This is a genomic window from Arthrobacter castelli DSM 16402 (assembly GCF_000430705.1).
Classification (GTDB): Bacteria; Actinomycetota; Actinomycetes; order Actinomycetales; family Micrococcaceae; genus Arthrobacter_C; species Arthrobacter_C castelli.
Map to the genome: position 1 here is coordinate 1 of NZ_AUMN01000032.1, position 22,221 is coordinate 22,221.

At 61.8% G+C, this 22,221-nt stretch carries 17 protein-coding genes; 9 read left to right on the plus strand and 8 right to left on the minus strand.

The features are described 5' to 3' along the window. The first annotated feature begins 258 nt into the window (after nt 1–258). From H535_RS0120335 to H535_RS0120345, 3 genes are read left to right on the plus strand one after another with little or no spacing between them, the layout of a single operon-like run. Nucleotides 259–1,038, plus strand: coding sequence for a nucleotidyltransferase family protein (locus H535_RS0120335; protein ID WP_035770356.1), 780 nt, complete (start codon nt 259–261; stop codon nt 1,036–1,038). 31 nt (nt 1,039–1,069) lie between these two features. After that, entirely contained in the window at nt 1,070–1,750 is a 681-nt protein-coding gene (locus H535_RS0120340) for a hypothetical protein (RefSeq protein WP_026820992.1), read from the plus strand. Then, complete coding sequence (locus H535_RS0120345) at nt 1,747–2,196, plus strand: HD domain-containing protein (protein ID WP_026820993.1); 450 nt, start codon at nt 1,747–1,749, stop codon at nt 2,194–2,196. The genes H535_RS0120340 and H535_RS0120345 overlap by 4 nt, the downstream gene beginning before the upstream one ends. A gap of 658 nt (nt 2,197–2,854) precedes the next feature. Here H535_RS0120345 and H535_RS0120350 read toward each other — a convergent pair. Genes H535_RS0120350 through H535_RS0120360 form a run of 5 tightly spaced genes read right to left on the minus strand, consistent with a single transcriptional unit; the run spans nt 2,855 to nt 8,026 of the window. Continuing rightward, nucleotides 2,855–4,402, minus strand: coding sequence for an N-acyl-D-amino-acid deacylase family protein (locus tag H535_RS0120350; protein ID WP_026820994.1), 1,548 nt, complete (start codon nt 4,400–4,402; stop codon nt 2,855–2,857). A gap of 3 nt (nt 4,403–4,405) precedes the next feature. After that, nucleotides 4,406–5,437, minus strand: a complete 1,032-nt coding sequence (locus H535_RS30450) for an NAD(P)/FAD-dependent oxidoreductase (RefSeq protein WP_155838801.1) — start codon at nt 5,435–5,437, stop codon at nt 4,406–4,408. Next, nucleotides 5,421–5,660, minus strand: coding sequence for an FAD-dependent oxidoreductase (locus tag H535_RS30455; protein ID WP_081416854.1), 240 nt, complete (start codon nt 5,658–5,660; stop codon nt 5,421–5,423). Before H535_RS30455 ends, H535_RS30450 begins: the two co-directional genes overlap by 17 nt. Nucleotides 5,661–5,684: 24 nt before the next feature. Then, the gene (locus H535_RS27000) at nt 5,685–7,142 is read right to left on the minus strand and encodes a serine hydrolase domain-containing protein (RefSeq protein ID WP_081416855.1); all 1,458 of its coding nucleotides are present in this window, start codon (nt 7,140–7,142) and stop codon (nt 5,685–5,687) included. Next, on the minus strand, nt 7,139–8,026 hold the full coding sequence (locus H535_RS0120360; protein ID WP_081416856.1) for a formylglycine-generating enzyme family protein: 888 nt from the start codon (nt 8,024–8,026) through the stop codon (nt 7,139–7,141). The genes H535_RS27000 and H535_RS0120360 overlap by 4 nt, the downstream gene beginning before the upstream one ends. Nucleotides 8,027–8,452: 426 nt before the next feature. Here H535_RS0120360 and H535_RS0120370 point away from each other — a divergent pair, with 426 nt between their 5' ends. The 6 genes from H535_RS0120370 to H535_RS0120395 all read left to right on the plus strand — a co-directional run bounded on the left by H535_RS0120370 (nt 8,453) and on the right by H535_RS0120395 (nt 17,746). Continuing rightward, the gene (locus tag H535_RS0120370) at nt 8,453–10,021 is read left to right on the plus strand and encodes an FGGY-family carbohydrate kinase (protein WP_026820997.1); all 1,569 of its coding nucleotides are present in this window, start codon (nt 8,453–8,455) and stop codon (nt 10,019–10,021) included. Then, nucleotides 10,018–11,652, plus strand: coding sequence for a fucose isomerase (locus H535_RS0120375; protein WP_026820998.1), 1,635 nt, complete (start codon nt 10,018–10,020; stop codon nt 11,650–11,652). Before H535_RS0120370 ends, H535_RS0120375 begins: the two co-directional genes overlap by 4 nt. A gap of 56 nt (nt 11,653–11,708) precedes the next feature. Then, nucleotides 11,709–13,208: a sulfatase-like hydrolase/transferase gene (locus H535_RS0120380; RefSeq protein WP_026820999.1), complete on the plus strand. Its 1,500-nt coding sequence runs from the start codon at nt 11,709–11,711 to the stop codon at nt 13,206–13,208. Nucleotides 13,209–13,258: 50 nt separating this feature from the next. Beyond that, the gene (locus H535_RS27005) at nt 13,259–14,503 is read left to right on the plus strand and encodes a sulfatase family protein (protein ID WP_051299606.1); all 1,245 of its coding nucleotides are present in this window, start codon (nt 13,259–13,261) and stop codon (nt 14,501–14,503) included. A gap of 14 nt (nt 14,504–14,517) precedes the next feature. Then, nucleotides 14,518–15,666, plus strand: a complete 1,149-nt coding sequence (locus H535_RS27010; RefSeq protein WP_081416858.1) for a DmpA family aminopeptidase — start codon at nt 14,518–14,520, stop codon at nt 15,664–15,666. Nucleotides 15,667–15,991: 325 nt separating this feature from the next. Further along, nucleotides 15,992–17,746: an IS1634 family transposase gene (locus tag H535_RS0120395; RefSeq protein ID WP_051299607.1), complete on the plus strand. Its 1,755-nt coding sequence runs from the start codon at nt 15,992–15,994 to the stop codon at nt 17,744–17,746. Nucleotides 17,747–18,067: 321 nt separating this feature from the next. Here H535_RS0120395 and H535_RS0120400 read toward each other — a convergent pair whose 3' ends face one another. The 3 genes from H535_RS0120400 to H535_RS27015 all read right to left on the minus strand — a co-directional run bounded on the left by H535_RS0120400 (nt 18,068) and on the right by H535_RS27015 (nt 22,093). Next, nucleotides 18,068–19,393 (minus strand): M20/M25/M40 family metallo-hydrolase, encoded by a 1,326-nt coding sequence (locus H535_RS0120400; RefSeq protein ID WP_026821001.1) that lies wholly within the window; start codon nt 19,391–19,393, stop codon nt 18,068–18,070. Nucleotides 19,394–19,452: 59 nt separating this feature from the next. Next, on the minus strand, nt 19,453–21,093 hold the full coding sequence (locus H535_RS0120405; protein ID WP_026821002.1) for an amidohydrolase: 1,641 nt from the start codon (nt 21,091–21,093) through the stop codon (nt 19,453–19,455). Nucleotides 21,094–21,175: 82 nt separating this feature from the next. Beyond that, the gene (locus H535_RS27015) at nt 21,176–22,093 is read right to left on the minus strand and encodes a P1 family peptidase (protein WP_211236650.1); all 918 of its coding nucleotides are present in this window, start codon (nt 22,091–22,093) and stop codon (nt 21,176–21,178) included. Nucleotides 22,094–22,221 lie beyond the last annotated feature (128 nt).

Consider the following 22,221-nt stretch of genomic DNA (forward strand, 5'->3'; position numbering starts at 1 on the left):
GGTGCGGGTGCGGGTGCGGGTGCGGGTGCGGGTGCGGTGCCGGTTGCGTTGTTCATGTGTGTTCCTTCCCGTTTGTCCGTGTGCAATATATCCAGGGTATCGCCCCTAGATACAACAAGACAAGGGGGCCTAGATAATTATAACTATGGAGGTGCAACGGAGGATGGGGTGCGGATCGGTGCATCCGCGTCTCCCTCTGGACACGATGAACGGGTGATCGGTCAGAGAAATATCGGGCGGGACACGTACGATCGAGGCATGTGTCGATCCCAAGCCGCCGGCGGTCGGCGATGCGTTCAATCCGAGCGACTGGAAAAACTCACCACCGCCGATCTGACACCATCCACACCAGGCGCCCCCGCGCTGGACTGGGCAGACCAGGAAATTGCCACCGTCTGGACCGAACACGACCGGCCCACAGTGTGCGCAGCCATAGCAAAAATCGAGACCGCAGCAGCACACGACAGGCGCACATTCGAAGACATGAACACTGCCGCCGCATCGACCGGCGCCACACTGCACGGTGCAGCGTTTCGCCTGAAATCACCAGCGTCGATGGCCCGGAAAATCACCACCAAACTCGACGCCGCCGAGGCGGCCGGCAGGCGATTCGAAGCGGCCGATATAGCCCACTCGATGACCGACGTGACCCGCTACACCGCCCTGTCGGCCGACCATGACGACATCGTGCCCACCGCCAAGACGACCGTCGCCGAGCTGACCACCCGAGGATGGACCGTCATCGAAGCCGAGCAATCCTACGTATCAGGAAACCCCTACAAGGGACTGCACCTGCTCATGCAGCACAACGATGGCCAAATAGCCGAGCTACAGATCCAGTCCCAGCGCTCGCAGAACCTCAAAGACCGAGCCCACGTGCTCTATGAAATCTCCCGCGACAACAGCCGTTCATGGGCAGAACGCCGAAAATCAGCCGAGGACAACAAAGCCCTCTATAAGGGGCTGCCCACCCCCCACGGGCTGAACAACCTAACCCAGCTTGGCGATTGTGCCGTCAGGGAAAAACGATATACTTAACCTAGAACCAGGCGAAAGGAGGCGATGAATCATGACCCAGTTCTATCGCCTGCGCGCCCCAGGGCAGCCGCCCGGCACGACGATCGTCGTCGCAGCCGACGAACAAGCCGAGCTATTGCTGCGCTGGGTGCCCAACACCGGACTGTGGATGCACACAGCATCGCTGGAAAACGACTACCTGTTCGGCGACGAAGACGGCATCTACGAACCGATCACCGCCGACCAGGCAGCACACCTAATCCACCAAATGGAGCCATTCGACGAACGCCGCGACACCGCACGCCGAATCATGGCACGATACCGCGCCCTACCAACGGCACAGCAGCGCACCAACGCCGAAATGGGCCTAACTCAAACACAAACAGGCATGAAGCCCATGAGCGCCCCCGGACTACCCGAACTACTACGCCGCGGCCGCCGCTGGCGCACCATCAAGCTCTACAACAAAAACGCCGGCAGCGCACCACGACAATTCATCAGCGAATGGTCCAGGCGCTCGCAGCCGCTGGGCCTGCCCGGCATGAAGCTGCGTGTCAGTTCGCACGGACAGCGATCCGTAGTAGAAGCCAAGGCAACGCAAAAGACAAAGGCCAGGAACGGCAACGACACAAACTTCGACAAGCGGCGCTCCGAGGACGAGCAACAGAGCACCACACCCGCAGCACTTACAACTACTGCGTCAGCAAAAATGGACCAAGGGGACAAGATATGAGCGCCATGGAACAAAAAGCCATCACAATCGCCACCCGCGCCCACCAAGGCCAAACAGACAAAACCGGCCACCCCTACATCGAACACCCCGCCCGCGTCGCCAAAAACGTGACCCACCACGCAAGCGCGGCGGATCTGGAAACAGCCCGCACAGTCGCCTGGCTCCACGACGTAATTGAAGACACCCACATGGCGCTAAAAGAACTCGCCACCATGTTCCCACCCGAAGTCGTGACCAGCATCGACGCAATCACCAAACGCCACAACGAAAACCCAGACAGCTACTACACCCGAATACGATCAAACCGCATCGCGCTCGCGGTCAAGCATGCCGACATCGACGACAACACCGACCCCATCCGAGTCGCACGGCTCGATGAAAAGACCCGCAAACGTCTGGCAGTAAAGTACGCTCGAGCCCGCGCGTCCCTGTCAGGAGAACTTTGACAGGGACGGCAGGCCATGAGCCATTCGACTCTCTCGCTCATCTGATGCGCGTGCACTCAGTTCTCTGTGGGGCGAAAGGGGAGCGTTGGAAATCTGTGGCCACCCGCGTCTGTGAACTCCTTTCCTTGTACACAATTCACGAGGAAAGTGTTGCTGCCCAACGCCTGCCGAACCGGAGCTAATGAGCCAATGAACTGTAGGAGTTTGGCACATAGACGTGGCCGTCGCTGGCTATCTCCTGGGAATCCGCCGTGGGCCGTGATCGTGGTTGCTATCGTCCGGAATTTCCAGTTCGGCACCCAACGCCTGGACACTGCCACTTATGGTCACATCGACATCTCCCCACATTGGCTCAGCGGCGTCGGTATTGTTCTCTGTTGCATCGGGTGACGCATAACAGCAGGCAAAATTGCCGAGCATACCGCGTTCCGGGCATTCGTCCACGCCAGCGACTTGGACTATTTTGCCCAACCGATATTGTGCGCGGGTTCGAGGGAGCCGCCATGGCCACTGACCGTGAAGCAAATGTGGAAGAGGAGAGGACGCCGTACCTCTCGCTCGTATCCAATCCGTTACTTCGTGAGATCGCCGATGAAGCCTTCCGGGTGCTGGGGCATGACTCCGCGCACCCCTACCGCGAGAAAGCCCCGATAGTCAGTCAGGCTATTACTTGGCCGTTATATAGAACTAGTCGCCCGCCGATGAGGACGTGTTGAACCCCCACGGACATTTGCCACGGATCGGTATAGGTGGAGCGGTCGTTTATAGCCAGTGGGTCAAAGATGGTGAGATCAGCGGCCAGCCCGCCGGCGATGCGCCCCCGGTCTGTCAAACCGGCCCGTGACGCCGGTAAAGAAGTCATTTTGCGAATCGCGTCTTCTAAGGAGAGGAGATGGCGTTCTCGAACATAGTGTCCGAGCACCCGGGGGAAGGTTCCGAAACTACGCGGGTGTGGGCTGCCAGCACCTCTTGCTGTCAAGATTCCACCATCGCTTGCCACCGCCGTATGCGGATAACGTAGGACGGTTTCGACATCGGTATCTGACATGGCGTGGTTAATGATTCCGACTGATGCCTGGTGAGCGGCGAGTACATCAAGGGCACCATCATGGGCGGTGGTGGCGAGAGCTTTCGCGATATCGACGAGCGAGCGCCCGATCCACCCTGAATATGGTCCATCTGGAAGCTCGGCTAATACGATGCCGGCCGGGTCTATTTCGCCGTCGAATCGCTTCGACAATGCCGAACTGATGTGTTGGCGCTGCTCCGGATCGTTAAGGCGTTGGAGCAGGGCGGCGATGCCGCCATCAAGTGCCCACCCCGGTAAACGGGACGTCAAAGTGGTGCTGGAGGCTGCGTAAGGGTAAACATCTGTCGCCACGTCCACTCCATCGTCGCGTGCCTCGTCTATCAGCTGTAGTGCTTGATTCACTTTCCCATGGTTCCGAGGGCCCATCGCTTTGAGGTGGGATATTTCCAAGCGCACGCCGGTGGTGCGGGCAACGGAGATGGCTTCGGCAACTGCTTCGAGAACGGTGTCGCTCTCGTTACGCATGTGCGTTGAGTACAGCAAGTCGTACTCGGCGGCCACCTGCGCCAATGTTTCAATCTCGGCGGAGGCTGCATATGAACCGGGGGAGTAGATCAGCCCGGTGGAGAAGCCCCGTATATCTTGCTCAGCCGCTTCAGCCAGTAGGTCGCACATGCGACTCAGCTCGCTCTTGGTCGGCGCCCGTTGAGCGGTGCCCATGGTTGCGATCCGTAGCGCACCGTGTCCTACTTGCAATACTGCACTAACTGTCGGGGCTTTGTGGTGCAAGGCGGCGGTAAAACCGTTAGCCGTTCGCCAGCTCCAATCCAGATCTGAACCAAGGAAAGCAGTTGCTGTCTGCAACGTGGCGGGATCTTCGACCGGGAACGGGCTGAATCCGCAGTTGCCGGTCAGTAGTGTGGTGACACCTTGGGTGATTTGGGTGATGGCTTCGGGGTTTGTCGGGAGGGAGAAATCTGCGTGGGAGTGCAGGTCCACGAACCCGGGAGAGAGGACGTTGCCGCCGACGTCGATCACGTCCGTGGCCGTAAGTGGGTCATGATGATGTAGAACGTTGACAATGGTCCCGTTCTGTATGCCGACGGAACCAAGTACCGGAGCCGATCCGGTTCCGTCTATGATCAACGCGTTATTGATCGCCAGATCGTAGTTCATCGACTAGCCGGTCCTTTGGCTTCGAAGCGTTCCGCGAGAAGGACGCTTCATGTAGGGTTGGCGCGGCTTCCTGCACACCTTGTGCGACCAGCTCACCTGTAGCAGGGGCAAGCACCAGCCCCCACATTCCGTGACCCGCGGCGATGACAAGGTTGGATAGGGGGCACTGCGGCCCAGCACGGGGGCTTCATCCGCAGTGCATAGACGTTGTCCCGCCCATGTTTGGAAAGCCCGCTGGGTGTCCAGATGTGGTAATCCGCGTATTCCCGCCTCGCGGATGGCCCGGATCCTTCCGGTACTCTTGGTTTTTGCTCCGCTGCCAAGTTCAAGGTTTCCTGAAGGTCGCAACCGGTCCGGGTAGGGCGTGGCTACGACTTTCAATTCCTTGAACAGGATTGGAAGTTGCGGAGCTCCGTGGGGAGCGTGGAGGTCGACGACGTATCCCTTGGCACCCTGCAGCGGCATGCGGAGACCGGCGCTGCGGCACAACCGTTGCGATCCGAGTCCTGCAGCTACGACATAGGTCTCGGCCGTGAATTGTCCATTAACCGTCTCAGGGGCGGTGATGCGTCGAGTGGTTACATGAAGTCGCTGGACTTGTGTATTCCAGACAATCGTTGGGCCATGGCGCTCGGCCGCTGCAAGGGTTGCCCGGACGAATTCCTGGGTGCCACATTGGGCCTCGTCCGGGCGATGAATGGCGCCTGCCACTTCTCCCAGTCTGGGTTCAAGGGCCCGTGCTTCATCGGCCGGCCGTACTTGTTCCCTGATGTTGTCGGCCAGCATATTCCGGATGGATTGGTCGAACTCTTTCCGGTCAGGAATACATCCATGGAACCGTTTCTTTGGAATCCGGTGTCTAAGCCTGTCTTGGCATATTGGGAGTGTAGATTGAGGTTGCGGTGGGCCAGTTCCTGTAATCGCCTGGTCAGGATACGGGCCTTTCGGGGGTGTGATGCAGCGGTGAAGCGTTGCCAGCCACGACAAAAGGCGGAAGTCTGGGTGCATATAGAAGGAGCTACCCGGCGTGAGCATGTACCGCAGCACGGCTGAGACGTTGGCCGGCGTCGCAAGCGGCTCCACATGACTGGGGTGCCAGGAGCCCGGCGTTCGCGTAGGAGCATCCTTGACCAATGTCGCCGCCAGCCTCCAGCTCTGTTACCAGAGCCGCTTGTCGGGCCAGTTCGTAGACCGTGGCGGCTCCCACTGCCCCTGCACCAATAATAACGACTTCTGTAGAACTGTCCGTGCTACCCATAACTGCTTTTCTTCCGGTCTGGTCTTAGCAGACAGACGAATTCTGTGGATGAGTCGCAAACCGCATCATTTGGATCTTTGGCGGGTTTAATGGGTGCAGCCTGATCTCGCACTCCAGCTTCCCGCGTTCGGCCGGGATGGTCCACCTCAAGTGCGCCGGCGAAGCGCTGAAAGAGCTGTCGGGCAGGGAGTCACTTGATGCCATGACTGGACCGGTTTCTTCCAGCAATTCTGCGAGTCTTTCCCTACGCCGCTCCAGCGGTTCGTCCAGTCGCGCGTTGTCAGCAAGAATGCGTGCCGCCAAACCGTCGTCCCATTTTTTCACCAGGGCCTCCACGTCGGTGCGCGCGGTGCGGGTCTCCGACCAGAGCTCCTCAAGTTGGAACCGCGACGCATCGGATGGGTGGTCTTCCAAGAGTATCTCCAGCGTCTTGGCTGCTGGATGAGCAACGTTGGCATAAGTTGCGTTGGCCAAGGCGATGATGGCAAGGCCGCTGCTCGGATGCCAGCGCATGTGGGAACCGAAACCAGGATAGCCGCCGGAATGGGAAATAATGGGCCCGTGCCGAGGGTGCAGGTGCACCACGAGCCCGTAGCCGTATCCTTGTGGCGCCCAGGTGGAGGTGGTCGGCATACTATTGGTAGTGGAACCGGTGAGGCGATGTGACTGTTGCATTTCACGGCGGGAGGCACGGCTGAGCACTGCTGTTTCATCCGCACTCTCCGAGAATCCGCCTGACAGCCATTGGCCCCAACGGCTGAGGTCAGCGGCTGTGCTAAAGACTCCTCCAATGGGGGAGAAGGCGCCCGGCCTGCTGAAAGGCTCTGGCTGCCATCGATTAGCGCTACGCCGAAACCCCGTAGCGATGCCACCTCTTGCCCGCACATCAACGTCGAAACCGGTTGATGTCAGCGCCAATGGTCCGAGCAGCTCGCTGTGGATCACCTGACGAAAGGGGGTACCAGTGACTGCTTCAATCACTTGGCCGAGTAGAGCATAGCCCAGGTTGGAGTATTCGAACCTCGTGCCTGGAGTCGAGACGAATCGGATTCCGGCTGCCAGCATGTTTCGAAACTCGGAGTTGCTGAGTGATTCCTGCCGGTCCGCCCAGGCATCGTCGGTTCCCAGGCCGCCGGCCATCGTCAGCAACATCCGTATTGTTAGTACCGGCTGGTGCCCTGCCCGGCGAGTTACGACTAATTCCGGAACGAAACCTGCCATGTCGTCGTCGAGACTGAGCAGCCCCCGGTCGCGGAGCATCAGGATGGCAGCTGCCGTGAAGCTCTTGGTGCAGGATGCGATGCGGAAAGCAGTGTCGTGGCGTGGGCGGTTTCCGTGGTCGTCGTACCGACCAAAGTCTCCTTCTGCGAGGATGCCGTCCGGGCTGGACACCGTATAGAACGCTCCTGGGGCATGGTCTTCGGTGAACCAGTTACTAAAGAGTCGGCGTGCACAAGCCGATGCAAATGCTGATGATGTCATGCCAGAGGTCCGCCGGCGGTGCGGAAGCCGCAGTTGCCGCTGGCTGAGTCTGGGGTGTTGGCACTGCGGGCAGCGACCCGGTAGCGGTTGCAATAGGATTCGTGGCAAAGGTAGGAGCCGCCGCGCATCACTCTGCCTTCGCCGATGGTGGGACCGGGCGGATTGCGGTCAGGAGAGTTGCGGTAGTACTTCGGCAGGAACCAGTCGTTACACCATTCCCAGACATTGCCGCTGGCTTCGAACAGTCCGTGGCCGTTCGGCGGGAAACTGCGTACTGGCGAAGTGGTTAGGTAACCGTCGTCGAGGAGATTCTGAGTTGGGAAGGTCCCCTGCCAGATATTGCATTGGTGGTGGCCATCTGCGTCGAGCAGTTCATCACCCCATGGATAGCGGCGGTTATGGAGTCTGCCCCGGGCTGCATATTCCCATTCGGCTTCCGTGAGTAACCGGCGGCTGGCCCATCTGCAGTATGCCTGTGCATCGTTCCAGGACACCTGTACGACCGGGTGGTCGGGGATGTCTGACCAGTGTGAGTCCGGGCCGGAGGGATGGGCCCAGTCGGCGCCTCGGACGTTGAACCACCAAGGCGCGCCTTGCGCCGGCCCGAGAATGTCCGATGGGTGCGCCCGAACCGCGAGATAGAACACCGCTGAAGATCCGAAGATTTCTGACTCTGTGCGGTAACCGGTGGTTTCAGTGAACTCCGCGAATTGGGCATTGGTCACTGCAGTCACGTCGATCCGGAATGAGTCTAGAAAGACCGGGTGCACCGGCTGCTCACCATCGGAGGGGTAGCCTTCACTGAAGGAATCACCCATTTCGAAAGTGCCAGCCGGGATCAATACATCGTCATTGGCCCTACTGGATGACGGCTGGAAATCCATGGCAGCAGACCCACGAATATCGGGGCGCGGTGTTGCCTGTCCACAGGTACACACTGGTCGTTCCCCTTGTCTGTCCTTGCACTAAGTGGACCATTGTTCCTGGAAAATAAACAAAGTTGTGTTGTACATCATATTACAATCGACATAATGATGTTCAGGAAAGCACACAAAAAGCCGGCCATCCATGGAATGTGCCATCGACATCGACCGGCTCTCCTGCCCCACCGTCACAGACCGTTTTCTGGGAACGGGCTCTTTCTCAGCGTTGTCAGCAACGATCCAACTGCCCGACAGGTGCCGGGGGCGACACTCTACTGGCACGGGCAACATCGCAAAAGGTGCCTTGCTATACGCCGAGCCACGAACCCCCGATCATGCGGACGCCATCATCAAGCGGTTCAGCGCGACCATACAGGAGGGCAATAAATGAGCGACGTCGTGCTGGGTGTCGACATCGGTACCAGCAGCAGCAAGGGTGTGCTGGTCGATCCGGCGGGTAAAGTGCTGGCCAGCGAGACCCGCGAACATCACGTGGACCGTCCCCATCCGGGCTGGGTGGAAATGGACGGCGGCATCTGGTGGGAGGAATTCGCGGCCATCAGCCGCGCTTTAGTGCATGACGGCGACAACGTCACCGCAGTGGGGGTCAGCGGGATGGGGCCCTGCGTGTTGTTGACCGACGACGGCGGTGAGCCGCTGCGTCCGGCGATCCTCTACGGGGTGGACACCCGGGCCACCGCCGAAATCGCGGAACTGACCAGACGGTTCGGCGGCGATGAGGCGATTCTCGACCGGTGCGGATCGGCGCTGTCCACGCAGGCGGTGGGCCCGAAGCTGGCCTGGGTGGATGGGCATGAACCGGACGCAATGGCCAAGGCCCGCAGGCTGTTCATGCCCTCGTCGTGGCTGGTCTACCGGCTCACCGGCAGCTACGTGCTCGACCACCATTCGGCCAGCCAGTGCACACCGCTCTATGACACCGACGCCCGCCAGTGGTACGAACCGTGGGCCGGCGACATCGCCCCGCACCTGGACCTGCCGCCCTTGGTATGGCCCACCGATATTGCCGGGAACGTAACGGCGGAAGCGGCAGACGAAACGGGCCTGCCCGAAGGCATCCCGGTGATCGCCGGGACCATTGATGCCTGGAGCGAAGCGGTCAGCGTGGATGCGCAGAACCCGGGCGACCTGATGCTGATGTACGGCACGACCATGTTCCTGGTGCACACCGTTGAACAGCGGGTGAGCACTGCCAATCTGTGGGGCACGAACGGGGCGTTCGAAGGGACCCGCAGCCTGGCCGGCGGCATGGCCACCTCCGGAGGGATTACCGGCTGGCTGAAGGAGTTGTTCGGGTCCGCCGACTATCCGGAATTGCTCTTGGAAGCCGGCCAATCCGGTCCCGGGGCGCAGGGCCTGCTGATGCTTCCCTACTTCGCCGGCGAACGCACCCCCATCGCCGACCCGGACGCCCGCGGGGTAGTGGCCGGGCTGACGCTGTCCCATGGCCGCGGCGACATCTACCGGGCGGCTTTGGAAGCGACAGCATTGGGAGTGCGGCACAATATCGAATCCATGGAAGCGGCCGGCGGGTCCATCGAACGGATCGTGGCCGTCGGCGGCGGCACCCAGGGGGATCTGTGGACGCAGATCGTCTCCGACATCACCGGCCGGGAGCAACTGGTTCCTTCGAAAACTATTGGTGCCAGCTACGGCGCCGCCTATCTGGCCGGCCGCGCAGCAGACGCATCGTGCGCAGCGGACGCGCCGACGGGGTCCAGCGTCCCGTACGCAGCGTCGGGACCCGGCGTCGACATTGCCACCTGGAACCCGCCCTCACACACCGTCACGCCCAACCCGGGCCTGCGGCAGGACTATGACGAGCTGTACGACCTCTACCGGCAGCTTTATCCAAACACCCAGGCGGTGCAGCACACCTTGGCCCGCCGCCAGCACAGACTATCCAATGCGACAGACACCAGGAGTACTGCATGAGACGCTACGTCTTCCCCGAACGGCTGAAACGCCCGCAGCTGAAGGAAAACACCATCTACACCGTGGCCAGCGGAGATCTACGCCCCAGTGCCAATGAAGAGGGCTGGCCCACCCAGGAAAAACTAGAGAAAGACTTTGGCGCCGCCGTCGAACACCGCGGCTACGGCGTCGAACGAGCCCACGGCATTGACCCGGTGACCGGGCACGGGTTCACCACCAGCCAGCGGGCCGGTATGGACGTGTTCAAGAACATTCCCGCCGATGCGCCGCTGGTGGTGGTTAACGCCATCTGGCAGTACAGCCACCATCTGCTGGCCGGTCTGCGCTCGCACCGGGGACCTGTCCTCATCGTTGGCAACTTCGCCGGCGATTTCCCCGGCCTGGTGGGTCTGCTGAACCTGACGGCATCACTGACGAAGGCCGCAGTGGGGCACTCCATTCTGTGGAGCAAGGACTTCACCGACGCATGGGCACTGGAAAAGCTCGATGAATGGCTGGCCACCGGCAGCATTAAGCACGATGTGTCCCATGTGCGGGACCTGCCGGCTCTGCCCGCCTCTCAGGAGAAGCGGCTGGGAACCGCGCTGGCGGACCAGCTCAAGGACGAAAAGGCCATCATCGGCATCTTCGATGAAGGCTGCATGGGAATGTACAACGCCATCTTCGACGACGAGATGCTCAACCAGCTGGGCATCTACAAGGAACGGCTCTCCCAGTCCGCGCTGCTGGCCGAAATGGGCCGGGTGCCGGACGAAGCAGCGGCGGCCGCGCGGCGATGGCTGGAAGAGGCAGGATTCACCTTCAATTTCGGCACCGATGAGGCCAGCGACCTGACCGAGTCCCAGGTTCACGCACAAATGAAGATGTACATTGCAGCGGTGCGCATCGCCGATGATTTCGGGGCCGACGCCATCGGTATCCAATATCAGCAAGGGCTCAAGGACATGGCTCCGGCCTCGGACCTGCCCGAGGGGCTGCTGAACAACGTGGAACGACCGGCGGTGTTCTCCCGTGACGGTTCCCGCGAACTCTATGCCGGAACCTCGCTGCCGCACTTCAATGAAGTCGACGAGGGCGTCGCCGTTGACACGCTGATCACCACCCGTCTGTTCAACGCGATGGGCCTGGACCCGGCCAACACCCTCCACGACATCCGCTGGGGCGAGGAGTACGACGGCGAATTCGTCTGGGTCTTCGAGATTTCCGGATCGGTCCCGGCCTCGCACAACGGCGGTTACGGCAAGTCCTACGGGATGCGCCAGCCACCGATGTTCTTCCCCAAGGGCGGATCCACCCTGTCCGGTGTGTCGAAACCCGGTGAAATCGTCTTCTCCAGGATCTTCATCATGGACGGGGCGCTGCACGCCGACATCGGGCGCGGACACGTCGTCGAACTGCCGGAGGAAGAGACCCGGCGCAGGCTCGAAGCCACCGACCCCCAATGGCCCATCATGCACGCGGTACTGAACGGGGTGGGCCGGGATCAATTGATGGCCCGCCACAAGGCCAACCACGTCCAGGTCGTCTACGCCCCCGACGCGACCACCGCCGATAAGGCATTGACCGCCAAGGCCGCCATGATGGATGAGCTGGGCATCACGGTTCACCTGTGCGGAGACGTGACACTCTAATAAGCGTCGACAGTTTAAACACTCCGGGTTTCGGTCCCCGGTCAAGCGAGGAGTATATGAATAATCCGAATATTTTGGTTCTGTGCAGCGACGAACACCACCCATTCATGTCCGGTTACCGAAACCATCCGTATGTGCAGACACCGAACCTCGATGCGCTGGCCGCCTCAGGCACGCACTTCACGGACGCCTACTGCAATTCACCGGTGTGTGTGCCGTCCCGGATGAGCTTCATGACCGGCAAATACGCCAGTGACGTCGGCAGCTGGTTTCTGCACGTGCCGCTGGATCGGTCGGAAATGACATGGTCACGCCGGCTGCACGAAGCAGGAATTCCTTCGACCATGATCGGCAAGCTGGATATGTGCGGACCCTATCAGGATGCGGGCTTCAGTGAGCACCGGATTCTGAAGTACCGACCCGCGTGGTCAGAGTATCCCCGGCAAACCCCCTTCGCGCCACGGCTGGAGGGATATGTCCGGCCGGACAAGCTGGCACACATCAAAAACTCGGGGATCCGGGAGCCCGCGGTCACGGACGGCAGCGACTTCAACGACCGCTACGGGTTCTGGGATCACGACCGGATCATCACCGACTGGGCCGTCGACTGGATCAGAAACAAGGGCGGCTCCGAGTCCGCCGCGCCCTGGGCACTGTACGTGGGCCTAATCTTTCCCCACTGGCCTTTCTGCGTGCCGGAGGAATACTTCGAACAGTACTATCCGGACAAGGTACAAATGCCCTTCGACGCTTCATTCCCGAACGAAGATTTACACCCGGCCCTTCGGCACTTCCAGAAAGGGCAGGGAACCGAGGGCATCACCGATGAGGATGTACGACGGACGGTGGCAGCCTACTACGGCATGATCACCGCCACTGACGCGATGATCGGCCGCATCATCGATGAGCTGAAGGCGCAAGGCCTGTACGAGAACACCTACATCATCTACACCTCCGACCACGGCGAGAGCGCAGGCGAGCACGGGTTGTTCTATAAACAGTGTTCCTACGAAGGCTCGGTCGGCGTGCCATTGATCGTCAGCGGGCCCGGACTGCCCACAGGCCAGCAGCGCACTGAACCGGTGTCGCTGGTCGATCTCTACCCCACCGTGCTGGACATGGCAGGGCTCGAGACTGAACCTGACCGCCGCGGGCACAGCTGGCTTCCGCTGATCCAGGGCAGCGTGACCGACCGGCCGAACTGGGTAGTCTCCGAACATCACGGCAACTTTTTCAAAGACAGCTGGTACATGATCCGGATGGGGAACTACAAATACACCTACTACTGCAACGACCGTCCCACGCTCTATGACCTGGCGAACGACCCCCGGGAGATGACTGACCTCGCACCGGAGCCCGACTACGCAGACGTCCTCGGTGAATGCGAACAGGCACTGCGGTCAGTCCTGGACCCGGAAGCGGTCGCCCTGCAGGCAAAGCGCGACCTGGGACTGATCGGACCGGACGGCGAGGATTACACCCGCACGCTCACCGTCGACGACCTGCGAGCCGGACGGCAAAACGGACGGTTCAAACCCGAACCGGACCTCATCTAAGCGTTGAGACCGGATAACCACCCCCGCAACTACAGCGAAAAGGAACCCCATTGACTGACGAACCCACCACTTCCTTGCGGCCCAACATTGTGCTCATCTTCATGGACGACATGGGGTACGGCGACCTGGGGTGCACCGGCAACCAGCTGATCAAAACACCCCGAATGGATCAGCTGGCCGCCGACGGCATGATGTTCGACCACATGTACTCCGCTGCGCCCACTTGCACGCCGTCCAGGGCGGCACTGATGAGCGGCCGCTACGCTCAGCGGGTCGGGTTGCCAAGGGTGATCTTCCCGCAGGAGCCACAAGGTCTCTCATCGTGGGAAGTGACGGTCGCGGACATTCTCAGCGAAACCGGATATGCCTGCGGCATTTACGGAAAATGGCATCTGGGCGCCCAGGAGCAGCATCATCCCCTGCGTCACGGGTTCAAGGAGTTTGTCGGGCTGCCCTATAGCAATGACATGGATCCGCTGAGCCTGTACGTCAATGACCAGCCCGAGGACGGACCCGTTGACCAGACCTCGCTGACCCGCCGCTACACGGACTCCGCGATGGACTTCATCGAACGCCACCGGGACGAACCATTCTTCGTCTACCTTCCCCACACCATGCCGCACATTCCGCTGCACGTGGAAGAAGACTTCCGGGGCACCTCGGCCGCCGGGACCTACGGAGATGTCATCGAATGCCTCGATCACCACGTCGGCCGGCTGATTGATCACTTGGACCAGCTCGGATTGGCGGAAAATACACTGGTGATGGTCACCAGCGACAACGGCCCTTGGTACGAGGGCAGCACCGGCGGATTCCGCGGCCGGAAAATCGACACCTATGAAGGAGGAATACGAATGCCCTTCATCGCCCGGTGGCCACAAACCATTCACCCCGGGTCCCGCTCGCAGGAACCGGCCTGCTTCATCGACATGCTGCCCACCCTGGCGGGTCTGACCGGCGCGCAGGTTCCGCAGGACCGTCCGATTGATGGGATCGACATCAGCGGCCTCTTCTCCGGTGATGCGGGGCTGGAACGCGAAGCGCTGTACTTCTATGCCGGCTGGCACCTCAACGCTATCCGCCAGGGACGCTGGAAGCTCCACGTGGACCGCTTCCCGAATACCGATCTCAGCGAACTGCCCCAGTTGTTCGATGTGGTGGCCGATCCGCAGGAAAGCTACAACCTCGCCGACCTTCATCCCGGCGTACTCGAGCAACTGAATACATTGCTCACCGACTTTGGCGATCACATCGACAGTACCCGGCAGCAGGCCGAAGAGCGCGCCCACAGCTAAGGAGATTTCAAGTGGTGAAACAGCGATCCCGGGAGCTCGGTATCGTGATCGGCCAATACGAGCCCGGCCGGTACAACGCGATCACCGACGTCGATGGCGTGAAAGTCGGACATACCACGCGTGTCAGCGGAGAGGGGAGCCGGGTCGTGGGGGAGGGACCGGTGCGCACGGGCGTCACCGTCGTCATGCCCCGCACCGACCCCTGGAAGGAACCGCTGTTCTCGGCGCCCCACCGGCTCAACGGCAATGGCGAGCTAACCGGCTTGGAGTGGATACGCGAGTCAGGCATGCTGACCAGCCACATCGGCCTGACGAATACCCACAGCGTCGGAGTAGTGCGGGACGCGCTGGTGGCTCATGAGGCCTCGCAACGCGATGCCGGCGAGTCCTTCTTCGCGCTGCCTGTCGTGGGCGAAACCTGGGACGGGGTCCTCAACGACATCAATGGCTTCCATGTGCGGCAACAAGATGTCCTCGCAGCCATCGACTCGGCCGGCGGCGGACCTGTCACCGAAGGCAGCGTCGGCGGCGGCACCGGCATGATCTGCCACGGATTTAAGGGCGGCATTGGCACCGCATCGCGGCTGATTCCGGCAGGCGAATCGGAATACACCATCGGGGTGCTCGTGCAAGCCAATCACGGCACCCGAAGCCGTTTCACGGTCAATGGCGTCCCCATCGGACACCTGATCGGACCCGAGACCATTCCCACCCCCCGGACACCTTCTCCGCTCAGGGCCGGCACCGGGTCAATCATCATTGTGGTGGCCACTGATGCTCCCCTCATTCCCACGCAGTGTGCCCGGCTGGCCCAACGGGCCGGGCTTGGAATGGCGCGCACCGGCGGCGCGGGGGAGAACGGCAGCGGCGACATCTTCCTGTGCTTCTCCACAGGCAATGACGAACTACCCGCAGGTTTCAGCACGGACGACAAGCGGACCACCGCGAACATCTCCATGCTCACCAACCGGCACATCGACGATTTGTTCTACGCCACGATCGAAGCCACTGAAGAGGCAATCCTCAATGCCATGCTCGCGGCCGAGACCATGACAGGTGCCGACGGCGTCACGGCCCACGCGCTCCCTGCCGGTACGGTGTCCAAGCATCTGGGCGGGGTTGGCGCTGAAACCGGTCGCTCAAACGGGCGGGCCAAGGCGTGAAACCCGGTCGCCGGACCTGAAATTCGGAACACGGTGCCCGTCCGGATGCCGCAACAACTGCTTGCCGGATAACAATGACAGCCTCCTCTTCCGTGTCTGGAGGCCGCCGGTCTGTCATCAGATTTCTTCGGAGCATTGATGGTTCAACCAGCGCTTCACGCATGGGGACCTGTCCCTCTGACCTTTAGTCCGAAGTTACGTGGGCTGATCGCTCTGGTTCCTTGTGGTTCCGGGCGTTCAGCTCTCTTTTTGGCCTTGCAATGTAGCCACTAAATTACGGCGTGTCGGTTGCCACGCCTCCGGTGTGCGGGAGTAGAGTCGGGCCATGGCGAAGTCGCAGCAGGCAGTGCATGTAGCCCGGACGAAGTCGCGGCGGGTGAACAAGGCCGGCGAAACGGTGGAGTACGAGTCGGTACTGTTGCGCCGCTCGTACCGCGATGGGGCCAAGGTCAGACACGAGACCTTGGCCAACCTCGCCGCTTTGCCCGAGCATGCGGTCGAGGATCTGCGCGCGTCGTTGACCGGTAAGACCCTCGTCGAGGCGGCTGCCGGGTTCGAGGTCACCCGGTCGCTGCCGGCCGGGCATATCGATGCCGTGGCCCGGATGGCACACGGGCTTCGGTTCGAAGCGATGCTGGGCCCGGCGTGCCGGGCCCGCGACGTCGCGATGGGGTTGATCATCGCCAGGGTGTGTGCCCCGTCCTCGAAACTGGCGTCGTTGCGCTGGTTCGAAGACACCACCCTGGCCGCCGATCTGGGCCCGGTCACCTCGGACGAAGCGTATGCGGCGATGGACTGGCTGGCCGGCCGGCAGGAGAAGATTGAGAAGAAGCTGGCCCTCCGGTACTTGGGTGAGGGGCCGAACCCGGATCGGCTGGCATTATTCGACCTGTCCTCGTCGTGGGTGACCGGCCACCACAACCGGCTGGCCGCCCGTGGCTACTCCCGTGACCGGAAGAAAGGCCTCGAGCAGATCGAGTACGGCATGCTCGCCTCCCGCGACGGGGTTCCCGTCGCGGTGCGCGTGGTGCCGGGCAATACCGCGGATCCGACCGCGTTCACGGCCATCGCCGCACAGATCAAGGACCTCGCCGGCGTCGACGAGATGGTCATGGTCGGTGACCGGGGGATGATCACCTCCGCCCGCATCAAGGCGTTGAAGAAAGCCGGCTCGCTGGGCTGGGTGACCTGCCTGCGGGCCCCGGCCATCAAAGCGCTGGCCGCCGATGACGGGCCGCTGCAGATGAGCCTGTTCGATGAGCAGGACCTGGCCGAAATCAGCCACCCCGACTACCCCGGCGAGCGATTGATCGCCTGCCGCAACCCCGACCTGGCCGCCGAACGGGCACGTAAACGCAGTGAGTTACTCGCCGCCACCGAAGCCGAACTCGCCTCCGTAGCCGCCGCCGTCACCGCCGGGCGGCTGACCGGAGCCGGCAAAATCGGCGTCAAGGTCGGCAAGATCATCGACCAGTACAAGATGGCCAAACACTTCGATCCGGACATCACCGACACGAGCCTGACCTACACTCGCAGGCAGGACCAGATTGACGCCGAAACAGCCCTGGACGGCATCTACGTCATCCGCACCAGCGTGCCAGCCGAGGCGATGGGCGCCGCTGAAACCGTGCGCGTCTACAAGTCACTGGCGAACGTGGAGAAAATCTTCAAATCCCTCAAATCCGTTGACCTGCTCATCCGGCCGATTCAGCACCACACCGAGACCCGAACCCGTGCCCACGTCTTCCTCTGCATGCTCGCCGGACACCTCACCTGGCACCTGCGCCAAGCCCTCAAACCCCTGACCTACACCGACGAAGACAGGCCTACACCGGATAACCCCGTCACCACCGCCACCCGGTCCAGCCGAGCCCAAGCCAAGGCCTCCACCCGCACCCTCGCCGACGGCACCGCCGCCTACAGCTTCCAAAGCCTGCTCGCTCACCTGGGAACACGCACCCGCAACACCCTACGGGCCGCCGGCACGGACGCGGCCTTCGACCTCACAGCACTGCCAACGACCACCCAACGCCAAGCGACCGAACTCATCGACAAGCACCTCACCGAATCGAGACCGTAGCCAGAAAGCAAGCCAGCAAAAGATGCTGGGGCCCCCGCAAACACGGGGGTCCCAGCATCTTTAATAGACGTAACTTCGGTTTAGTTGACGATGCCCGCAGCAGATCCAAAGGATCCATTCACAGGCTGCCGTCACACACGTCGATTCGAGCGTTGTCGATGTATGGCTTGGCACCTTCGGGATGAAAACTGAAGGATATGGGCGACGCCTTCAGGTGCACCGGGGCCGCAACCAATCCGCGACGGAACGGCCACCCGAAGCGCCACGGGGCCAACCGCACCCGATCGATGTGTCCGCGTGAGTGGCAAGTGGTGTTGAGGTCTAGACCGACGTCAAAAAGTCATCCAGGATCCGCTGCCCGGATCGTACAAAAGCCACCGGGATCCGCTCATCGATACCGTGGACCCCTTGAAAGGTGCGTCCCTCGGGGTCTGGCCCGTGGGGGGCAAAGCCGTAACATTGCACCCCCAAGGGGGCGAAGGCCTTGGCATCAGTACTGGCACCGAGGCACTGCGGAACCACGACGGCTTCGGGGTCATGCCGCAGCAGCACCTCCCGCATTGCAGCGAACCAGGGGGAGTCCATCGGCGCTTCCAACGGTGGCCGTGGCCCGTCTGGCGAGAGAAATTCCCGCGTGACCTTATCGCCGAGCAGTTCGTCGATGATAGCCAGGGCCTGCACCTCGCCGCCGGGCACGGACCTGATGTCCAGTTTCGCCTCCGCCAGCCCGGGTATGACGTTGACCTTGTACCCTGCATGAACCATGGTCGGGGTGACTGAGCAACGTATCGTTGCGCGTGCCATGAATCCGGCCTTGCCCAGTGCGTCCACAGCCGCTTCCACTCCAGCATCGGACTGTAAATCCACCGTCTTGCCTAAGGCTTGGTTTGCCTCCTCCAAAAAGGAGCGGACCGCCGCCGACAGGACGAGCGGCCACTTGTAGGTGTTGATTCGATGCAGAGCTGCCAGCAAGTGTCCCAGGGCACTATCTTCTGTAGGGTATGAGCCGTGCCCGGACGTTGCGGTCGCGCACAGCCGCATGTGCGCGGTGCCGCGCTCAGCCGTGGAAACCGGATACAGCCGTATCGACGAGCCGTCTGCGGCCCCGAGCTCTTTCGGAGAGCCGCCGGCCTCTCCAATGGCCGCTTCAACACCGTGGAAGAGATCGCGGTGTTGTTCGGCCAGCCAGACAGCGCCGTAATCGCCCCGGTCTTCTTCATCGGCGACGAAGGCAAAGACGATATCGCGTTTGGGGGTGGTGCCGTCGACGGCCCAGTTCAACAGTGTAGCCAGCATCATCGCGACCATATCTTTCATATCTGCAGCGCCGCGGCCGTGAATGTACCCGTCCTGGATTGTGCCTGCGAACGGATCAATCGACCATTGTTCCGGCTCGGCCGGGACCACATCGAGATGACCGTGAACCAGCAGTCCAGGCAAGTCACGGTCCGATCCACGAACCCTCAGAACCACCGATGCCCGCTCGGGACACGGCCCCAGGACGTGCGGATGGTAGCCGCTGTCGGTGAGCATGCGGGCGATGAACTCGGCAATCACCCGCTCGCCTTTGCAGTCGCCTTCCCCATAGTTGGTGGTATCAAAGCGAATGAGCCGGGCGCATAATTCGGCCACGTCGACGCGGTGCACTGCATTTCCTTCCGGGAAGTCCATTGGCCAGGTGCCGGTGTCAGCCTGCTGGGTGCCGGTCACGTGCGCAGGGCGCCGTCGTCGTAGACGCTCTGGCCGCCAATGACAGTGGCACCGACGGTGACATCGCGAATTGTTGCCGGGTCAACTTCGAGTAGATCGTCGGACAGGACGACGAAGTCAGCGAGTTTTCCGGCCGAGAGGGTGCCCTTGTTGTGTTCCTCGCCTGCGGCGTAAGCGGATCCATAGGTGTAGGCCCGGACAGCCTGCCGCGCCGAGAGCCGCTCGTCCGGGGCCAACTCCTGGCCTGAGTGCGTCAACCGGTTCACCATGTCGTGGATGCTGTGCAGTGGATTGCCGTCGGCGACGGGTGAATCCGTCGATCCCGGCAGTTCGATGCCGGCCTTTAACAGCGACTTCATGCGATAGCAGTGTTCAACCCGCTCGGCGCCCAGGGCTTCAATCATCCCATCGCCGAAAGCCGAAATGAAACGCCCCTGCGGTACCGGAACGATACCTAAACCGGCGGCCCGTTTGACTTGTTCGGCGTTGGCGACCGCAAAGTGCTCAATGCGGTGGCGGACCCCGGGTCGCGGCGCTTCCCGCTGGGCCTGCTCCACGCTGTCCATTACATGGTCGATTGCCTCATCACCGATGGCGTGGGTTGCGATGGTCCAACCGGCCTTGTGCGCGTCGACGATGATGCGCATCAGGGCCACGGCGTCCAGTTGCAGGAAACCCTTGTTGTCGGGTTCACCGTGATAACACTGATGCATCGCGGCGGATTTTCCGATCAGGGAGCCGTCCGAAAAAATCTTCACCGGGCCCACCCGGATCCGGTCATCACCGAAACCGGTGCGAATTCCCAGATCAAGTCCGAACCAGCCTTGATCCGGGAAACCTTCAAGATAGTGAAAGGCACCGATGGAGGGCATCAGGGTCATGCGGGGCTTGAGGGCACCGTTCTCGACAGCGGCCTGATAGCTGTGGAAGTCGGCGGCGGTGTTGCCGATCGTTTGGCCGCCGCCAAGGCCGGGTTCGGTCAGGCTGGTCAGCCCGTAGGCAACAGCTTGCTCCGAAGCGGCTGCGAGGTTTCGTTGCACATCGTCCAATCCCGGCCCCGGCACGGCCTCTTGGATAAGGCCCATGGCTTTTTCCTGCAGCAACCCCTGGGCGCGTCCGTCATCGTCGCGCACGACATAACCGCCGTCGACGTCGGGAACACCTTCGCGGCGGTGGTAGCCGGCCCGTTCGAAGGCGGCCGTGTTGGCCACGTGCATGTGCCCCGAGACGTGTTGCAGCAGTACGGGACGGCCGCCGGCCACGCGGTCGAGCGCATCAGCAACCGGGTGGGACCCGAGGATGTTCTGGTCGTAGCCGGCTCCGAGGAGCCAACCGTCCGGCGGCACCTTCTTCGCACGCTCACGGACCGCCTCCAACAGTGGCCCCATACTGCTGAAGGAGCCAAGATCCAGCGACTGGAGCCGCCGTCCGGTCATGGACAGGTGGTAGTGGGCGTCGTGAAATCCGGGTAACGCCGGAGCCCCGTTCAGATCCACGGTACGGTGTGCATAAACATTGGCCAGTTCTTCATCCACTCCGACGATGCGCCCGCCATGCACGCCGATGCTGGTCGCCGCGGGCCGGGCCGGGTCCATCGTGCGGAATCTGCCGTTGGTGTAGATTGCGTCAATGCGCATCAGGGGACTTCCTCTTTCCGTACTCGGCGGCTGTGCGGTGGAGTGGGCGCGGTTGGCGCAAACCGGGCTGTGAGTGACGCAGTCAGCGTGCACTTTCAAGGATGGCGTCCCACATGACTTCTGCGGCGAGGGCACCGACAGCGGTGGACACTTCCGGCGCCCGCCGATCCTGGTTCGACTCAGCCGGTGTCAGGTCGACTTCGTCGGTCGTCATCGCAAACAGGACGTCACCGTCGCTCATCGTCTGGAACGGCTGAATCGCCCGGCCCATCGAGGTGTGTACCTGCTTTCCGAACTGGTTGAGTTGGTGGTCATCCATTCGGGCGTTGGTGAGCACGATACTCAGCGTGGTGTTGCCGCCCTCGACCTGTGGCGGTTGCCCGGATGCCAAGGCGTCCTGATAATCCTCTGCCAGGTGACGCCGCCGACCGGATTCGTGATTATAGTTGCCGCGGACGATGCTGCCATCACGGCTGACGATAACCCCGACAGGGTTGGTGACGACGGCGGCGAGAACCTTTACTCCGCCGAACCGCTCGAAGGCCGCTCCCTGACCACAAAATTCCGTCCGCGCCCAGGTGACCTTTCCCGCCGACGCGCTGGCTCCGGCTCCTGCCCTGCCGATCGGAAAATAGCCTGGCTTGGCATTCTCCAGCGCTGCCCGGCCCAAAGCCGCGTCCGGCGTGACCGCGTTGGCCCGGGCAGACATGTCATAAATGACAGCCGAGGGAACTGGCTTCACCTCCCCGAAACCGGCTTTGTTTCCGTTTCGGCGCAGTAATTCAGCAGCGACGCCCCCGCCCGCAGACAGCCCAAAGATGGAGCCGCCGGCAAGACAGATAGCGTAGTTGACACTTCCACCGCCGCTGATCGCGTACGAGCCTCCCCGGGCGTCCACGGCTGTCTTCACACCGGCCGGCATGTCGATCACCGTGACGCCGGTTGGCCCCTCGGAATACTCAGCGGTTCCCACGGATATGCCGGGAAAGTCGAATTCCATACCTCCCCGCCCCTGGCTCGGCCGCGGCGTCAGCTGCATGTCATCATTGCCGGGACCTCCAAAAGCCGGCTCCGGAATCAGCCGTGGCGGGCCAAATAGTCTGTTGTCGCGAATATCTGTAGCAACAG

Coding starts and splice junctions, on each gene's coding strand:
- H535_RS0120405 (WP_026821002.1), bottom strand. CDS start 21,093: ATGCGCATTGACGCAATCTACACCAACGGCAGATTCCGCACGATGGAC.
- H535_RS0120335 (WP_035770356.1), top strand. CDS start 259: ATGTGTCGATCCCAAGCCGCCGGCGGTCGGCGATGCGTTCAATCCGAG.
- H535_RS27000 (WP_081416855.1), bottom strand. CDS start 7,142: ATGACATCATCAGCATTTGCATCGGCTTGTGCACGCCGACTCTTTAGT.
- H535_RS27015 (WP_211236650.1), bottom strand. CDS start 22,093: ATGGAATTCGACTTTCCCGGCATATCCGTGGGAACCGCTGAGTATTCC.
- H535_RS0120350 (WP_026820994.1), bottom strand. CDS start 4,402: ATGAACTACGATCTGGCGATCAATAACGCGTTGATCATAGACGGAACC.
- H535_RS30455 (WP_081416854.1), bottom strand. CDS start 5,660: ATGGGTAGCACGGACAGTTCTACAGAAGTCGTTATTATTGGTGCAGGG.
- H535_RS0120345 (WP_026820993.1), top strand. CDS start 1,747: ATGAGCGCCATGGAACAAAAAGCCATCACAATCGCCACCCGCGCCCAC.
- H535_RS30450 (WP_155838801.1), bottom strand. CDS start 5,437: ATGCTCACGCCGGGTAGCTCCTTCTATATGCACCCAGACTTCCGCCTT.
- H535_RS0120360 (WP_081416856.1), bottom strand. CDS start 8,026: ATGGATTTCCAGCCGTCATCCAGTAGGGCCAATGACGATGTATTGATC.
- H535_RS0120340 (WP_026820992.1), top strand. CDS start 1,070: ATGACCCAGTTCTATCGCCTGCGCGCCCCAGGGCAGCCGCCCGGCACG.
- H535_RS0120375 (WP_026820998.1), top strand. CDS start 10,018: ATGAGACGCTACGTCTTCCCCGAACGGCTGAAACGCCCGCAGCTGAAG.
- H535_RS0120380 (WP_026820999.1), top strand. CDS start 11,709: ATGAATAATCCGAATATTTTGGTTCTGTGCAGCGACGAACACCACCCA.
- H535_RS0120395 (WP_051299607.1), top strand. CDS start 15,992: ATGGCGAAGTCGCAGCAGGCAGTGCATGTAGCCCGGACGAAGTCGCGG.
- H535_RS0120370 (WP_026820997.1), top strand. CDS start 8,453: ATGAGCGACGTCGTGCTGGGTGTCGACATCGGTACCAGCAGCAGCAAG.